Raw genomic sequence first — 17,063 nt, 5'->3', positions numbered from 1 at the left:
GCGCAGGCCAGGAGAACGTGCTCTCCGACGCCGCCACCGGCACCGACACCAGCGCGCAGGGCGCCGACAGCCGCGACGCCGAGTACGCCCAGGAGCGCGAGACCACCGAGGGCCGGGTCTACACCGTCACCGGCGGCGACTGGGACCAGGTGCTTGAGGACGCCGTCCACGACGAGCGCATCGTGATCAACCTGGGCCCGCAGCACCCGTCCACGCACGGCGTGCTGCGGCTGGTGCTGGAACTGGAGGGCGAGACCGTCACCCAGGCCCGCTCGGTGATCGGCTACCTGCACACCGGCATCGAGAAGAACTGCGAGTACCGCACCTGGACCCAGGGCGTCACCTTCGTGACGCGGATGGACTACCTCGCGCCGCTGTCCAACGAGGCCGCCTACTGCCTGTCGGTGGAGAAGCTGCTCGGCATCGAGGCGCCGACCCGCGCCCAGGTGATCCGGGTGCTGCTGCTGGAGATCAACCGGATCGGCTCGCACCTGGTGGCGCTGGCCACCGGCGGCATGGAGCTGGGCGCGCTCACCGCGATGACCGCGGGCTTCCGCGAGCGCGAGGAGGTGCTGCACCTGCTGGAGCACCTCACCGGCCTGCGGATGAACCACGCGTTCATCCGCCCCGGCGGCGTCGCCCAGGACCTCCCGGACGACTACGAGGAGAAGATCAAGGACTTCCTGCGGGTGATGAACAAGCGCCTGCCGGACTACGACAAGCTCCTCACCGGCCAGCCCATCTGGAAGGGCAGGCTCCAGGGGGTCGGCTACCTGCCCGTCGACGCCTGCCTGGCGCTGGGCATCACCGGCCCGGTGCTGCGCTCCGCGGGCCTGGCCTGGGACCTGCGCAAGGTCGAGCCGTACCTGGGCTACCAGGACTACGACTTCGAGGTGCCCACCGACACCGCGGCCGACTCCTACGCCCGCTACCTGATCCGGGTCGAGGAGATCCACCAGTCGCTGCGGATCATCGAGCAGGCGCTGCGCAAGCTGGAGCCCGGCCCGGTGATGGTCGAGGACCAGAAGGTCGCCTGGCCCGCCAAGCTGTCCATCGGCTCGGACGGCATGGGCAACTCCCTGGAGCACGTCCGCAAGATCATGGGTCAGTCGATGGAGTCGCTGATCCACCACTTCAAGCTGGTCACCGAGGGCTTCCAGGTGCCCGCGGGCCAGGTGTACGTGCCGGTGGAGTCCCCGCGCGGCGAGCTGGGCTACCACGTGGTCTCCGACGGCGGCACCCGGCCGATGCGCGTGCACGTGCGCGAACCCAGCTTCGTCAACCTGCAGGCGATGCCCGCGATGTCCGAGGGCGGCATGGTCGCCGACGTCATCGCGGCCGTGGCCTCGCTCGACCCGGTGATGGGGGGATGTGACCGATGACCGGCAGCAGCACCGGTTCCACCTACGGCGGCTCCGGCGTGGGCGCGGGCGGGACGCACCAGTCGGGGGTGGCCGACACCGACGTCACCGGCATCGCGCCGGTCGAGGCCGGGCACCTGGTGACCGAGGTCGCCGAGGACCTGTCGGTCTTCGACGGAGTGGTGGACAAGGCCGCGGAGATCGTCGTTCGGTACCCGCAGTCGCGCTCCGCGCTGCTGCCGATGCTGCACCTGGTGCAGTCGGTGCAGGGGCGGGTCTCGCAGGCGGGCATCCAGTTCTGCGCCCGCCAGCTCGGCCTCACCGACGCCGAGGTCGCCGCGGTGGCCACCTTCTACACCATGTACAAGCGCAAGACGTGCGGTGAGCACCTGGTCAGCGTGTGCACCAACACCCTGTGCGCGGCGCTGGGCGGCGACGCCATCTACGCCAAGCTCGGGGAGCACCTGGGCACCGACGGCCGCAAGCTCGGCCACAACGAGACGGTCGGGGAGCCGGGCGAGCCCGGTTCGGTGACCCTGGAGCACGCCGAGTGCCTGGCCGCCTGCGACCTCGGCCCGGTCATCCAGGTCAACTACGAGTTCTTCGACAACCAGACCGTCGAGTCCGCGGTGGAGCTGGTGGACGCCCTGCGCGCCGGGCAGCGCCCCGCGCCCACCCGGGGCGCCCCGCTGCGCGACTTCCGCACCGCGGAGCTGGAACTGGCCGGGTTCTGGCCCGAGGACGAGGCCGACTACCGGGCGGGCGTGGACGGGCCGAGCGCGGCGGTGGAGACCCTGCGCGGGGCCAAGCTCGCCGAGGACCGCGGGTGGACCGCCAAGCCCTACCCCGCTGAGGCACCGCTGCCGGAGGTGGAGAAGAAGTGACCAGTCCCCAGGCCGACAACGCCCCCACCATCAACAAGCCCGCGCCGGTCACCCCCGTGCTGACCAAGCGCTGGCTGTCCCCGACCTCGTGGTCGATCCGGACCTACGAGCAGCTGGAGGGCTACACCGCCCTGCGCAAGGCGCTCGCCGGGACCCCGGAGCAGCTCGTCGAGCTGGTCAAGGCCTCCGGCCTGCGCGGCCGCGGCGGCGCGGGCTTCCCCGCGGGCGTCAAGTGGTCGTTCATGCCGCCCAACGAGGACAAGCCGCACTACCTGGTGATCAACGCCGACGAGGGCGAGCCGGGCACGTGCAAGGACATCCCGCTGATGATGGCCGACCCGCACTCGCTCATCGAGGGCTGCGTCATCGCCTCCTACGCCATGCGGGCGCACCACTGCTTCATCTACGTGCGCGGCGAGGCGCTGCACTGCATCCGCAGGCTCAACGCCGCCGTGCGCGAGGCCAAGGCCGCGGGCTACCTGGGCACCGACATCCTCGGCACCGGCTACGACCTGGAGATCGTGGTGCACGCCGGGGCGGGCGCCTACATCTGCGGCGAGGAGACCGCGCTGCTGGACTCGCTGGAGGGCCGCCGCGGCCAGCCGCGGCTCAAGCCGCCGTTCCCCGCCGCCGCGGGCCTCTACAGCGCGCCCACCACGATCAACAACGTCGAGACCATCGCCAGCGTGCCGTTCATCGTCAACGGCGGGTCGGACTGGTTCCGCACCATGGGCACCGAGAAGTCGCCCGGCCCGAAGATCTACTCGATCTCCGGCCACGTCACCAACCCCGGGCAGTTCGAGGCGCCGCTGGGCACCACGCTGCGCGAGCTGCTGGAGCTGGCGGGGGGCATGAAGGACGGCATCCCGCTGAAGTTCTGGACCCCCGGCGGCTCGTCCACCCCGATGTTCACCGCCGAGCACCTCGACGTCCCGCTGGACTTCGAGGGCGCGGCGGGCGCGGGCTCCATGCTCGGCACCACCGCGGTCATGGTCTTCAACGAGACCGTGTCCGTGCCGTGGGCGGTGATGAAGTGGAGCCAGTTCTACGAGCACGAGTCCTGCGGCAAGTGCACCCCGTGCCGGGAGGGCACCTACTGGCTCACCGGCATCCTGGAGCGGATGCTCGACGGCAAGGGCACGCCCGAGGACATCGACACGCTGCTCGACATCTGCGACAACATCCTGGGGCGGTCGTTCTGCGCCCTCGGCGACGGCGCGGTGTCCCCGATCACCAGCGGCATCAAGTACTTCCGGGACGAGTTCCTCGCGCTCTGCCAGCAGCAGCCCGCCGGGAGCGCCCCCGAGCTCGCGGGAGCACGCTCATGACGATCGCGCCGGAGAACCCCACCGGGAACAGCACCGCCACGCCCGTCCCCGACGGCCACGTGCGGCTGACCATCGACGGCGTCGAGGTCGACGCGCCCAAGGGCGAGCTGGTCATCCGCACCGCCGAGCGGCTGGGCATCACCATCCCCCGCTTCTGCGACCACCCCCTGCTCGACCCGGCCGGTGCCTGCAGGCAGTGCCTGGTCGAGGTGGAGATGGGCGGGCGGCCGATGCCCAAGCCGCAGGCCAGCTGCACCATCACCGTCGCCGACGGCATGGTGGTCAAGACCCAGCTGACCTCGCCGCGGGCGGACAAGGCCCAGCAGGGCGTGATGGAGCTGCTGCTCATCAACCACCCGCTCGACTGCCCGATCTGCGACAAGGGCGGCGAGTGCCCGCTGCAGAACCAGGCGATGGCGCACGGCCGCACCGAGTCGCGGTTCGTCGAGACCAAGCGGACCTTCCCCAAGCCGCTGCCGATCAGCACCCAGGTGCTGCTCGACCGCGAGCGCTGCGTGCTGTGCCAGCGGTGCACCCGCTTCTCCGCGCAGATCGCGGGCGACCCGTTCATCGAGCTGCTCGAGCGCGGCGCCCAGCAGCAGATCGGCATCGCCGAGGAGAAGCCCTTCCAGAGCTACTTCTCCGGCAACACCATCCAGATCTGCCCGGTCGGCGCGCTCACCTCGGCGGCCTACCGGTTCCGGTCGCGGCCGTTCGACCTGGTGTCCACCCCGAGCGTGTGCGAGCACTGCTCGTCCGGCTGCGCCGAGCGCACGGACTGGCGGCGCGGCAAGGTCATGCGCAAGCTCGCGGGCGACGACCCCGAGGTCAACGAGGAGTGGCTCTGCGACCGCGGCCGGTTCGCCTTCCGCTACGCCACCGCGGGCGACCGGGTCACCCGGCCGCTGGTGCGCGACGCGGCCACCGGCGAGCTGGTCGAGGCGAGCTGGACCGAGGCGCTGCAGGTGGCCGCCGAGGGCCTGGCCAAGGCCCGCGACGGCAAGGGCGCCGCGGTGCTCACCGGCGGTCGGCTGACCGTCGAGGACGCCTACGCCTACGCCAAGTTCGCCCGGATCGCCCTGCGCACCAACGACATCGACTTCCGGGCCCGCCCGCAGTCGGCCGAGGAGCTGGAGTTCCTGGCGTCGTCGGTGGTCGGCACCACCCCGGAGACCGGGGTCACCTTCACCGGCATCGAGAACGCCCCCACCGCGCTGTGCGTGGCGTTCGAGCCGGAGGAGGAGGCGCCGATCGTGTTCCTGCGGCTGCGCAAGGCGGCCCGCAAGAACGGGGCGAAGGTCTACCACCTCGGGCAGTGGACCACCCCCAGCGTGGAGAAGACGTTCGGCACCCTGCTCTCCGCCGCCCCCGGCACCGAGCCCCACACGCTGCGGAAGCTGGCCACCAACGCCCCGGACATCGCCGCGGCGCTGAGCGCGCCGGGCGCGGTCATCCTGGTCGGCGAGCGCGCGGCCCTGGTGCCCGGCCTGCTGACCGAGGTGCTGCGGCTGGCCGAGCAGACCGGGGCCGGGCTCGCCTGGATCCCGCGCCGCGCCGGTGAGCGCGGCGCGCTCGAAGCGGGCTGCGCCCCGACGCTGCTGCCCGGCGGCAGGCTCGTCACCGACCCCGGCGCCCGCGCCGCGGTCGAGCAGGCCTGGGGCCTGGCCGAGGGCGCGCTGCCCGCGGCACCGGGCCGCGACGTCGACGCCATCCTGTCCGCGGCCGCCGCGGGCGTGCTCGACGGCCTGGTCGTCGCGGGTGTCGACCCCGGCGACCTGGCCGACCCGGAGCTGGCCGAGCGGGCGCTGGCCGCCGCGGGCTTCGTGGTGAGCCTGGAGCTGCGGCACAGCGCGGTCACCGCGCACGCCGACGTCGTGCTCCCCATCGCCCCGGCGGTGGAGAAGGCGGGCAGCTACGTCAACTGGGAGGGCCGGGTCCGCCCGTTCGGCAACACCCTGGAGGGCACCGGCGCGCTGCCGGACTGCCGGGTGCTGGACTCGCTCGCCGTCGAGATGGACGTGGACCTGTTCACCCAGACCCCGGCCGCCAGCGGCGCCGAGCTCACCCGCCTCGGCGCGGTGGCCCGCACCGCCCCCGCCCCGACCGCGACCCCGGACCCCCCGCTCGCGGGCCCCGGCCAGGCGGTGCTGGCGGGCTGGCGGATGCTGCTCGACCTGGGGTCGCTGCAGGACGACGAGCCGCACCTGGCAGGCACCGCCCGCCCGGTCGTGGCCAGGGTGTCCCCGGGCACCGCGGCCGCGCTGGGCCTGACCGCGGGCGGCGGCGTCGAGGTGGCCACCGACCGGGGCGCGCTGCGCCTGCCGCTGGTCCTGGCCGACCTGCCCGACGGCGTGGTGTGGCTGCCGCTGAACTCGCCAGGCTCGCAGACCCGCCGGGTGCTCGGCGCTGGGCACGGCGACCTCGTCTCGGTCAGCGCCGCCGAGGTCAACGCTGGAGGCATCGCATGACCAGGGCAGAACTGCTCGCCGACGACCCGCTCTGGCTGATCGCCGTCAAGGCGGTCGCGCTGCTGCTCATCGGCGCGCTGATGACGCTGTTCATGATCGCCTGGGAGCGCAAGGCGGTCGGGCGCATGCAGCAGCGCCCCGGTCCCAACCGGGTGGGCCCCGGCGGCTGGTTGCAGTCGCTGGCCGACGGCCTCAAGCTCCCGTTCAAGGAGCAGATCATCCCCGACACCGCCGACCGGAAGGTCTACTTCCTGGCCCCGGTGGTCTCGGCGGTCCCGGCGTTCCTGGCCTTCTCGGTGATCCCGTTCGGCCCGGAGGTCTCGATCTTCGGTGAGCGCACCGTGCTGCAGCTGGTCGACCTGCCGGTCGGCGTGCTGGTGGTGCTGGCCTGCTCGTCGATGGGCGTCTACGGCATCGTGCTCGCCGGCTGGGCCTCCGGCTCGCCGTACCCGCTGCTGGGCGGGCTGCGCTCGGCGGCGCAGGTGATCTCCTACGAGATCGCGATGGGCCTGTCGCTGGTCGCGGTGATCCTCTACGCGGGGTCGATGTCCACCGGCGACATCGTCGACGCGCAGTCCGGCGGGTGGTTCTTCTACCTGCTCATCCCCAGCTTCGTCATCTACACCATCTCCATGGTGGGCGAGACCAACCGCGCGCCGTTCGACCTCCCCGAGGCCGAGTCGGAGCTGGTCGGCGGCTTCCACACCGAGTACTCGTCGATGAAGTTCGCGCTGTTCTTCCTGGCCGAGTACGTCAACATGATCATCGTCTCCGGGTTCTGCACCACGCTCTTCCTCGGCGGGTACATGGCCCCGTGGCCGCTGTCGCTCATCGGCGACAACTACCTCAACACCGGCTGGTGGCCGGTGCTGTGGTTCCTGGCCAAGACGCTGGTCTTCCTGTTCATCTTCATCTGGCTGCGCGGCACGCTGCCCCGCCTGCGCTACGACCAGTTCATGCGGCTGGGCTGGAAGGTGCTGGTCCCGGCCAACCTGGTGTGGATCGTGGCCATCGTCGCGATGCGCGCCTTCCGCAACTCCACCGAGGTCTCCACGACCACCGTGCTCATCACCATCGGCGTGGTGCTGGTCGTGCTGATCGGCCTCAGCCTGCTGCTGCCCAGCGGCAAGGCCCCCGAGCAGGACGAGGACCGGGTGCCGATCACCGGCGGCGGCTACCCGATCCCGCCGCTGGACCTGCAGGTGCCGGACAAGGCCGCGCTGGCCAGGTCGGCGCGCCAGCGGCGCAAGCGCCAGACCGCGTCGGTGGGCGCGGGCGCCAAGGAGGAGACAGAGCAGTGAGCATCTTCGACCCCCTCAAGGGGTTCGGCGTCACCTTCTCGACGATGTTCAAGAAGGTCGTCACCGAGGAGTACCCGGAGGACTTCCCCGGCACCGCCCCCCGCTACCACGGCAGGCACCAGCTCAACCGGCACCCGGACGGGCTGGAGAAGTGCGTCGGCTGCGAGCTGTGCGCGTGGGCCTGCCCGGCGGACGCGATCTTCGTCGAGGGCGGCGACAACACCGACGAGGAGCGCTACTCCCCGGGTGAGCGCTACGGCGCCGACTACCAGATCAACTACCTGCGCTGCATCGGCTGCGGCCTGTGCATCGAGGCCTGCCCGACCCGCTCGCTGACCATGCTCAACGACTTCGAGCTGGCCGACGACGACCGGCGGCGGCTGATCTACACCAAGGAGCAGCTGCTCGCGCCGCTGCTGCCGGGCATGGAGCAGCCCCCGCACCCGATGCGCCTGGGCGAGGACGAGCAGGACTACTACGTCAACGGCCCGCAGCTCGCCCGCGGGGAGGGGGTCCAGTGAGCGCCGCGCTCCTGCTCGCCCAGCAGGCCGAGGCCACCGTCTCCACCGGTGAGGCGGTCGCGTTCTGGGTGCTCGGCCCGCTGGCCCTCGCTGGCGGCCTGGGCATGGTCTTCGCCCGCAACGCCGTGCACTCGGCGCTGTTCCTGGTGCTGACGATGCTGTCGCTGGGCTGCCTCTACATGGTCCAGCAGGCGCCGTTCCTCGGCTTCGTGCAGATCATCGTCTACACCGGCGCGATCATGATGCTGTTCCTGTTCGTGCTCATGCTCGTCGGCCGCGACGCCTCCGACTCGGTGGTCGAGGTGCTGCGCGGCCAGCGGCTGTGGGCGGGCGTGCTCGGCGTCGGCCTGGCCGTGCTGGTCGTGGCCGCGGTGGCCCGCGCGCTCACCGGCGTGCGGGACATCGGCCTGGCCGGGGAGGGCGCCAACGGCGGTCGCGGCAACGTGGCCAACATCGGCCAGTCCATCTTCACCAAGTACCTGTTCCCGTTCGAGCTGACCTCGGCGCTGCTCATCACCGCCGCGGTCGGGGCGATGATCCTGGGCTACGTCGACCGCCACCAGCGCGGCCGCCGCACGCAGAAGGAGTTGGTCGAGGCCCGCTTCCGCGGCGAGCACGACCGCCCGTCGCCGCTGCCGGGCCCCGGCGTGTTCGCCACCGCCAACTCGGTGGCCACCCCGGCCCTGCTGCCCGACGGCTCGGTGGCCCCGGAGTCGCTGTCGCGGCTCATCGAGTCCACCGCCGCCGAGCGGCTGGCGGCCGAGCGCAAGGCCGTGGCGGGCACCGGGCCCACCCCCGGCACCCGGTCGCTGGCGCCCCGCGAGGAGGAGGCGGAATGACGCCGACGTACTACCTGCTGCTGTCCGCGCTGCTGTTCACCATCGGCGCGGTCGGCGTGCTGGTCCGCCGCAACGCGATCGTCGTGTTCATGTGCGTGGAGCTGATGCTCAACGCGGTGAACCTGTCCCTGGTGACCTTCGCGCGGCTGTGGGGCCAGCTCGACGGACAGGTGATGGGCTTCTTCGTGATGGTGGTGGCCGCCGCCGAGGTCGTGGTCGGCCTGGCCATCATCCTGTCGATCTTCCGCACCCGCCGCACGGCCTCGGTCGACGACGCCAACCTGCTGAAGTACTAGGGGGAACGGGTGATCACGGGTACCACCACCACTCTCGCCGAGGGCGTGACCGACGCCTCCGGCGCGGCGGGCGCGGCCTGGCTGCTGCTCGCCCTGCCCGCGCTCGGCGCGGCCGTGCTGCTCATCGGCGGCAAGCGCACCAACCGGTGGGGCCACCTGCTCGGGTGCGCCACCGTCGCGGCGGCGTTCGTCTACGGCCTGGTGCTGTTCTTCGAACCCAGCAGCAACCAGCTGCGCAACCTGCACGTGTTCGACTGGATCTCGGTCGGGGCGCTCCAGGTCGACTTCGGGCTGCGGATCGACCCGCTCTCGCTGACCTTCGTGCTGCTGATCACCGGGGTCGGGTCGCTGATCCACGTGTACTCGATCGGCTACATGAGCCACGAGCTCGACGACCGGCGGCGCTTCTTCGCCTACCTGAACCTGTTCGTCGCGGCCATGCTCCTGCTGGTGCTGGGCAACAGCTTCGTGACGCTCTACTTCGGCTGGGAGGGCGTCGGCCTGGCGTCCTACCTGCTCATCGGCTGGTACCAGGGCAAGGACTTCGCGGCCACCGCGGCCAAGAAGGCGTTCCTGATGAACCGCGTCGGTGACGTCGGCCTGGCGCTGGCGATCTTCCTGATGTTCAAGAACTTCGGGACCACCCAGTACACCGAGGTCTTCGAGCGGGTGCAGGGCGCGCCGACCGGCCTGGTCGTCGCGATCGGCCTGCTGCTGCTGCTCGGCGCCTGCGGCAAGTCCGGCCAGTTCCCGCTCCAGGCCTGGCTGCCCGACGCGATGGCGGGCCCGACCCCGGTGTCGGCGCTGATCCACGCCGCGACCATGGTGACCGCGGGCGTGTACCTCATCGCCCGCTCCAGCCCGCTGTACTCGCTGCCGCAGGCCGAGGACGCCCGGCTGGTCGTGATGATCATCGGCGCGTTCACGCTGCTGCTCGGGTGCGTCATCGGCTGCGCCTACGACGACTTCAAGAAGGTGCTGGCCTACTCCACGGTCAGCCAGATCGGCTACATGATCCTGGCCGTGGGCCTGGGCCCGGCCGGGTACGCCTTCGGCATCCTGCACCTGCTCACCCACGGCTTCTTCAAGGCCGGGCTGTTCCTCGGCGCCGGGTCGGTCATGCACGCCATGAACGACGAGGGCGACATCCGCCGGATGGGCGGGCTGTGGAAGAAGATGCCGATCACCTTCTGGACCTGGGTGCTCGGCTACGCCGCGCTGATCGGCTTCCCGTTCCTGTCCGGGTACTTCTCCAAGGACGAGATCATCAACGCCGCGCTCGGCCAGGGCGGGGCGCGCGGGTGGATCTTCGGCGGCATCGCGCTGCTGGGCGCGGGCCTGACCGCGTTCTACATGACCCGCCTGCTCATCCTGGTGTTCCTGGGCAAGCCGCGCTGGGAGAACCTGACCAGCCCGGCGCACGAGGACCCGGAGAGCCCCGAGGTCCCGGCGGGCAAGCCCTACCACCCGCACGAGTCCCCGGCCACCATGACCATCCCGATGGTCGTGCTCTCGCTCGGCTCGGTGTTCGCGGGCGGCATCCTCGCCGCGGTGCTCCCCGGCTGGCTGGAGCCCTCCATCGGCGAGGTCGTCGAGACCCACGGCCCGATCCCGCACGCGCTGGTCGGCGTCCTCGCCGTCGCGCTGGCCGCGGTCGGCGCCGGGATCGCGTTCCTGCTCTTCGGCCGCGGTGAGCAGCCGGTCGAGCGGCCGCGCCGGGTGTCGTTCCCGGTCCGCGCCGCCCGCGCCGACCTCTACGGCAACCACCTGAACGAGGCGCTGTTCGCCCGTCCCGGCACCTGGCTCACCCGGGCACTGGTGTTCGTGGACAACCGCGGCGTCGACGGCCTGGTCAACGGCATCGCGGCGGGCCTGGGCGGCAGCTCCGGGCGGCTGCGCCGGGCGCAGACCGGCTTCGTGCGCTCCTACGCGCTGTCCATGCTCGGCGGGTCGATCCTGGTGGTCGCCGCACTGCTGATGGTGAGGTTCGGATGACAGGCGAGGTCTCGGGGAGCGGCTCCTGGGTGCTGGGCGCCCTGCTGCTGCTCCCGCTGGTGGGCGCGGCGGTGGTGACCGGCCTGCGCCGCGACGACCGGGTGGCCAAGCTGGCCGCGCTGGGCTTCTCGGTGGCCGAGTTCGCCCTCGGCATCGTGTCCTGGGTGCTGTTCCAGGCCGACGGCGCGCGGTTGCAGCAGTACTTCTCCTTCGACTGGATCCCCGCGTTCGGGGTGCACCTGTCCTTCGGCGTCGACGGCATCGCGGTCGTGATGATCGCCGTCATCGGCCTGCTGGTGCCGCTGGTGATCGGCGCCGGGTGGACCGAGAAGCTGCCCGAGGGCCGCACCGCGGGCGGGTTCTTCGCGCTGATCCTGCTGGAGCAGGCGCTGACCGTCGGGGTGTTCGCCGCGACCGACGTGTTCCTGTTCTACGTGCTGTTCGAGATCATGCTGATCCCGATGTACTTCCTCATCGGCTCCTTCGGCGGGGCGCGCAGGCAGTACGCGGCGGTGAAGTTCTTCCTGTACTCCTTCCTCGGCGGCCTGATCATGCTGGCCTCGGTGATCGCGCTCTACTCGATGTCGGTCGACGAGCTGGGCACCGGCACCTTCGAGTGGGCCGACCTGGTCCGGGTGGCCAGCGACGCGCCGCTGTCGACGCAGGTGTGGCTGTGGTTCGGCTTCTTCATCGCCTTCGCGGTGAAGGCGCCGCTGGTGCCGCTGCACACCTGGCTGCCGGACGCGACCGCGGAGGCGCCGATCGGCGTGGCCGTGCTGCTGGTCGGCATCCTGGACAAGGTGGGCACCTTCGGGTTCCTGCGCTACCTGCTGCCGCTGTTCCCCGCGGCCAGCGACACCCTGGCGCCGCTGGTGCTGGTGCTCGCGGTGGCGGGCGTGGTGTACGGCTCGCTGCTGGCGGTGGGCCAGACGGACATGAAGCGGTTCGTCGCCTACGTGTCCATCGCCCACTTCGGCTTCATCGCGCTGGGCATCTTCGCCTTCAGCACCCAGTCGCTGACCGGGTCGGTGACCTACATGGTCAACCACAGCATCGCCACCGGCATGCTGATCCTGGTCATCGGCATGGTGATCGCGCGCGGCGGTTCCACCCGCATCGCCGACTACGGCGGCATGGCCAAGCTGACCCCGCTGCTGGGCGGCATGTTCCTCATCGCGGGGCTGTCCACGCTGTCGCTGCCGGGCACCAACTCGTTCGTCTCCGAGTTCCTGGTGCTCATCGGCTCCTACCCCAAGGCGCCGGTGTACACGATCATCGCCACCGTCGGGATGATCTTCGCCGCGCTCTACGTGCTCTGGCTCTACCAGCGGGTCATGCAGGGCCCGCTGCGCGGCGCCGCCCTCACCGGCGGCGCGGCGGCCGAGCAGGTGGCCGGGGGCGGCTCCGTGGCCACCGCCACCCAGACCGAGACGAAGAAGATCCTCGACCTGTCCAGCCGGGAGAAGTGGGTGCTCGCCCCGATGCTCGTGCTGGTCGTCGGCCTGGGCATCTACCCCAAGCCCGTGCTGGCCACCGTGGAGCCGACCGTGGCGGCCACGATGTGCGCCGCGGGCCAGGCCGACCCGGTCCAGTCCGCAGAGAGGCAGTGCCAGTGACGTCCACGGTCTTGTTCCTCGCGCAGGCCCAGCCCGCCCCGGCCCCGGTGCAGCAGGTCGAGGTGCCGCCGGGCGTCGGGTCCACCTGGCCGATCCTCATCGTGCTGGGCGCGGCCTGCGTCGGGGTGCTGTTCGAGGCCTTCCTGCCCCGCCACCAGCGGTGGGCAGGCCAGGTCGTGCTGTCGCTGCTGGCGCTGGCCGCCTCCGGCGTCGCCCTCGGCATCCACTTCGCCAACGCCCCGGCGGGCGGTGAGCTGGTGCTCTCCGGGGCGCTGGCGGTCGACCGGCCCGCGATGTTCCTCTGGGGCACGCTGCTGGCCCTGGGCCTGGGCTCGGTGCTGCTCATCGCCGACCGGTCGGTCGAGCCGGGCGGCGCGTTCGTGGCCACCGCGGCCATCCGCCCCGGCACCGTGCAGGACCGGGCGCAGGCCACCTCCACCGGCATGCAGACCGAGGTCTTCCCGCTGACGCTGTTCGCCCTCGGCGGCATGATGGTGTTCACCGCGGCCAACGACCTGCTGACGATGTTCATCGCGCTGGAGGTCCTGTCCCTGCCGCTGTACCTGATGTGCGGCCTGGCCCGGCGGCGGCGCCTGCTCTCGCAGGAGGCCGCGGTCAAGTACTTCCTGCTCGGCGCGTTCGCCTCGGCGTTCTTCCTCTACGGCGTCGCCCTGCTCTACGGCTACGCCGGGTCGGTGCAGCTGGCCGACATCGCCGAGGCCGCCGCGGGCTCCGACCGCTCCGACACCCTGCTGTTCGCGGGCATGGGCCTGCTGGTCGTCGGCCTGCTGTTCAAGGGCTCGGTCGGCCCGTTCCACACCTGGACCCCGGACGTCTACCAGGGCGCGCCGACCCCGGTGACCGCGTTCATGGGCGCCTGCACGAAGGTCGCCGCGTTCGGCGGCATCCTGCGCGTGCTCCAGGTGGCGTTCGAGTCGACGCACTGGGAGTGGCGCGGGGTGCTCTGGGGCGTGGCCATCGTGTCCATGCTCATCGGCGCGGTGCTGGGCCTGACCCAGACCGACGTCAAGCGCATGATCGCCTACTCCTCGGTGGCGCACGCTGGCTTCCTGCTGGTCGGCGCGATCGCGCTGACCGAGAAGGGCCTGTCGAGCACGCTGTTCTACCTGCTCACCTACGGCTTCACCACGGTGGCGGCGTTCGGCGTGGTCAGCCTGGTGCGCGACTCCTCCGGCGAGGCGACGCACCTGTCGCAGTGGGCGGGCCTGGCCAAGCGCTCGCCGCTGGTGGCCGGGGTGTTCACCTTCATCCTGCTCGCGCTCGCGGGCATCCCGCTCACCAGCGGGTTCGTCGGCAAGTTCGTGGTGTTCGAGGCCGCGATCGACGACGGGATGGCGCCGCTGGTGGTCGTCGCGCTGATCGCCTCGGCGGTCGCGGCGTTCTTCTACCTGCGGGTGATCGTGCTCATGTACTTCAGCGAGCCCGCCGCCGACGGCCCCACGGTGACCGTGCCGGGGGTGTTCACCACCGCCGCGATCACCCTGGGCGTGCTGGTGACCCTGCTGCTGGGCCTGGCGCCCTCGTTCGCCCTGGACTGGGCGGGCGGCGGCGTGTTCGCCATCCGCTAGCCCGACGCGCACCGGCCGAGGCCGGGCACCCCCACCCGGGGTGCCCGGCCTCGGTCTTTCCCGGGTCTTGTGGCCTGGACCACTTCGCCGCGGGCTGGGGGCACTCGGCGCGGCACCCGGGTACCCGGGCGAAGTACGCTCGACCGCACACCCACCCCCACCAGGAGCGCGCCGCAGTGACAGCCACCGAGAACTCCGCCCTGCCGGACCTGCCCGCCGCGCTCGGGCTCGACGCGGCCGACCCGCAGCTGGTCCAGCGCGTCGTCGCGGGGCTGGGCCGGGTGGAGGAGCTGCTGCGCTCGGTGGTCCACAGCGACGTCGACTTCGTCGACCAGGCCGCGCTGCACCTGGTCAAGGCCGGGGGCAAGCGCTTCCGCCCGCTGTTCACCCTGCTCAGCGCCGAGTTCAACGCCGGGCAGACCGAGCAGGTCGTTGCCGCGGCCGCCGCCGTGGAGCTGGTGCACCTGGCCACGCTCTACCACGACGACGTCATGGACGAGGCCACCATGCGCCGCGGCGAGACCAGCGCCAACGCCCGGTGGGACAACTCGATCGCCATCCTCACCGGCGACTTCCTGTTCGCGCACGCCTCGATGCTGGTGGCCGACCTGGGCCCGGAGGCCACCCGGATCATCGCCGAGACCATGCGCGAGCTGGTCACCGGGCAGATGCGCGAGACCGTGGGCGCCCGCGACGAGGACCCGGTGGAGCACTACCTGGGCGTCATCGGGCAGAAGACCGGGTCGCTGATCGCCACCTCCGGCCGCTTCGGCGGCATGTTCTCCGGCGCCCCCGCCGAGCAGGTGGCGGCGCTGCACCGCTTCGGCGAGGTGATCGGGGCGGCCTTCCAGATCTCCGACGACGTCATCGACATCGCCTCCCCGGCCGCGGAGTCCGGCAAGACCCCGGGCACCGACCTGCGCGAGGGCGTCAAGACCCTGCCGATGCTCTACGCCCTGCAGGACGGCGCCGACGACCGGCTGGTCGCCCTGCTCGCCGGGCCGATCCACGCCGACGCCGAGGTCGAGGAGGCGCTGGAGCTGCTGCGCCGCTCGTCGGGGTTGGAGCGGGCGCGCAAGACCCTGGACAGCTACGTCGACCGGGCCACCACCGAGCTGGCGGCGCTGCCGCCGGGCGAGGCGAACGACGCCCTGCGCGAGCTGACGCGCTACGTGGTCGACCGGACGCGCTGAGCGACACCCCCGTGTCATCGACTGTGACATGCCGGTGAAAAGCCCCTCTGCACACCTCCCGCTCACCCGACCGCAGTAGCCTTCCCTAGGCTTGGGCAACCGTTTCACCCGCGCCACCACGGGCGCGGCGGGAGGGAGACGTCGGCGATGCCGTTCTTCGGGCAGGTGTGGATCTGGAGCCTCGCCGGGTTCCTGGTCGGTGCCCTGCTGTGCTGGTTGCTGATCGCCAACCCCGCGCGCAAGCGGATCGCGCTGCTGGAGGGCAGGCTGGCCGACGCGCGCCGGGCCCAGCCCGAGCCGCCCCGCCGCCCGACCGCCATCCCGGACCCGCCCGCCCGCGACCGGACCGCGCTCGTGCCCGCCCTCGGCGCCGACGAGTTCGACCGCCACGCCGACGACCGCCACGCCGACCGCCGCCCCGACGACGACCGCGGGTACGCCGACCTGGGCGACCTGGGCGCGCTGCGCGACCGCGCGGACTTCGACGAGCCCGGCGCCGCCGAGACCACCACCTACATCCCGGCCGCCCGCGCCGACCGCGCCTTCGACCAGGACGAGTTCGACCAGCGCCGGTTCGACCGCCGCTTCGACGACGACCGGCACGACGACGACCTGGACGACCTCGACGACCTGGACCACCTGGACGACCGCGACCAGCGCGACGACGACCGGCCCGAGGGCACCCGCGCCCGCGGCGACCTCGCGCACTCCGGTGACCTCGGCGACCTGGGCGACCTGGCGGGCGCCCGGCACGACCTCGACGACCGGCGGGACGGGCTCGACGAGCTCGACCGAGTCGACGATGACCGGCTGCCCTCCGCCGAGGACGACCGCGACCTGTCCGGCGACCTCGACGCCGACGGTCAGGACTGGTTCGCGGGCCGCGCGGTCGTCACCGAGGACGACGACACCGAGCGCGCCGACGACGACCGGGTCGACCTGGTGGCGGACGGCGGCCCGGCGGGCACGATCTTCACCCAGCACACCGACCGGATCCCGGCCGCGCTGATCGAGTCCCTCGACGAGCGCGCCACCGACGACCGGCCCGCCGACCACGGTGCTGATCTCCACGCCGACCTCGGTGCTGATCCCCATGCCGAGGACCTGCCCGAGCACGACGACCGCGACGGGCACGACCTCTTCAGCGCCCACGACCGCCACGACGAGCCGGTCGGCGCGCACGGCTTCCGCGACGACCGCGACGACCTGGCCACCCCCGACGACCGCGACAGCCGCGACGACCTGGACGGCCGCGACGACCTGGACGGGGACGCCGACCGCCCGGCCGCGACCGCCGACCCGGCCTTCGTCGACGACCTGGCCGACGACCTCGACCAGGACCTCGACGAGGTGCTGCCCGCCGACCGCCGCCACCGCCTCGCCCCCGAGCAGCCCCTGAGCCCCCGCGCGGCCCACGAGGCGGCGGCGGAGACGAGCATCGTCCCCCGCGTCCCGGCCGTCGACGAGGAACCGCCCGCCCCCGAGCCGCTGCCCGAGCCCGAGCCGGAGCCCGCGGCCGCCGCCGCCCAGGTGCCCGAGGAGGAGGTGCCCGCAGGTTTCACCCCGGGCTTCAGCACCCCCCTCCCGCAGCGCCCCGGCGGCCCCCTGCCCAAGCGCGTCCCGGCCAAGCCCCGCACCCGCGTCCCCTTCGGCGTCCAGACCGACGCCCCCG

At 72.2% G+C, this 17,063-nt stretch carries 12 protein-coding genes and 1 pseudogene; all 13 read left to right on the top strand.

The window, feature by feature from the left end:
• Positions 1-17: 17 nt before the first annotated feature.
• The gene (locus BJP25_RS24710) at positions 18-1,382 is read left to right on the top strand and encodes an NADH-quinone oxidoreductase subunit D (protein ID WP_075977814.1); all 1,365 of its coding nucleotides are present in this window, start codon (positions 18-20) and stop codon (positions 1,380-1,382) included.
• Positions 1,379-2,245 (top strand): NADH-quinone oxidoreductase subunit NuoE, encoded by an 867-nt coding sequence (gene nuoE, locus BJP25_RS24705; protein ID WP_075977368.1) that lies wholly within the window; start codon positions 1,379-1,381, stop codon positions 2,243-2,245. The genes BJP25_RS24710 and nuoE overlap by 4 nt, the downstream gene beginning before the upstream one ends.
• On the top strand, positions 2,242-3,573 hold the full coding sequence (gene nuoF / locus BJP25_RS24700; RefSeq protein ID WP_408607199.1) for an NADH-quinone oxidoreductase subunit NuoF: 1,332 nt from the start codon (positions 2,242-2,244) through the stop codon (positions 3,571-3,573). Before nuoE ends, nuoF begins: the two co-directional genes overlap by 4 nt.
• Positions 3,570-6,041 (top strand): NADH-quinone oxidoreductase subunit G, encoded by a 2,472-nt coding sequence (locus BJP25_RS24695; RefSeq protein ID WP_075977367.1) that lies wholly within the window; start codon positions 3,570-3,572, stop codon positions 6,039-6,041. Before nuoF ends, BJP25_RS24695 begins: the two co-directional genes overlap by 4 nt.
• Complete coding sequence (gene nuoH, locus BJP25_RS24690) at positions 6,038-7,342, top strand: NADH-quinone oxidoreductase subunit NuoH (RefSeq protein ID WP_075977366.1); 1,305 nt, start codon at positions 6,038-6,040, stop codon at positions 7,340-7,342. The genes BJP25_RS24695 and nuoH overlap by 4 nt, the downstream gene beginning before the upstream one ends.
• A complete protein-coding gene (gene nuoI, locus BJP25_RS24685) occupies positions 7,339-7,863 on the top strand; it encodes an NADH-quinone oxidoreductase subunit NuoI (protein WP_075977365.1) in 525 nt (174 codons plus the stop codon). Before nuoH ends, nuoI begins: the two co-directional genes overlap by 4 nt.
• Positions 7,860-8,702, top strand: a complete 843-nt coding sequence (locus BJP25_RS24680) for an NADH-quinone oxidoreductase subunit J (RefSeq protein ID WP_075977364.1) — start codon at positions 7,860-7,862, stop codon at positions 8,700-8,702. Before nuoI ends, BJP25_RS24680 begins: the two co-directional genes overlap by 4 nt.
• Positions 8,699-8,998, top strand: coding sequence for an NADH-quinone oxidoreductase subunit NuoK (gene nuoK, locus BJP25_RS24675; protein ID WP_075977363.1), 300 nt, complete (start codon positions 8,699-8,701; stop codon positions 8,996-8,998). Before BJP25_RS24680 ends, nuoK begins: the two co-directional genes overlap by 4 nt.
• A gap of 45 nt (positions 8,999-9,043) precedes the next feature.
• Entirely contained in the window at positions 9,044-10,993 is a 1,950-nt protein-coding gene (gene nuoL, locus BJP25_RS24670) for an NADH-quinone oxidoreductase subunit L (protein ID WP_075977812.1), read from the top strand.
• On the top strand, positions 10,990-12,609 hold the full coding sequence (locus tag BJP25_RS24665; RefSeq protein WP_075977362.1) for an NADH-quinone oxidoreductase subunit M: 1,620 nt from the start codon (positions 10,990-10,992) through the stop codon (positions 12,607-12,609). Before nuoL ends, BJP25_RS24665 begins: the two co-directional genes overlap by 4 nt.
• Positions 12,610-12,656: 47 nt before the next feature.
• Positions 12,657-14,198 (top strand): NADH-quinone oxidoreductase subunit NuoN, encoded by a 1,542-nt coding sequence (gene nuoN, locus BJP25_RS24660; protein WP_075977811.1) that lies wholly within the window; start codon positions 12,657-12,659, stop codon positions 14,196-14,198.
• A gap of 176 nt (positions 14,199-14,374) precedes the next feature.
• Complete coding sequence (locus BJP25_RS24655; protein WP_075977361.1) at positions 14,375-15,391, top strand: polyprenyl synthetase family protein; 1,017 nt, start codon at positions 14,375-14,377, stop codon at positions 15,389-15,391.
• A 147-nt stretch (positions 15,392-15,538) separates the two neighbouring features.
• Positions 15,539-17,063, top strand: a pseudogene (locus tag BJP25_RS34340) (hypothetical protein); the annotation flags it as partial.

Source organism: Actinokineospora bangkokensis, assembly GCF_001940455.1.
In the GTDB taxonomy this organism is placed as follows: domain Bacteria; phylum Actinomycetota; class Actinomycetes; order Mycobacteriales; family Pseudonocardiaceae; genus Actinokineospora; species Actinokineospora bangkokensis.
This window is presented reverse-complemented; position numbering and strand designations above follow the sequence as displayed.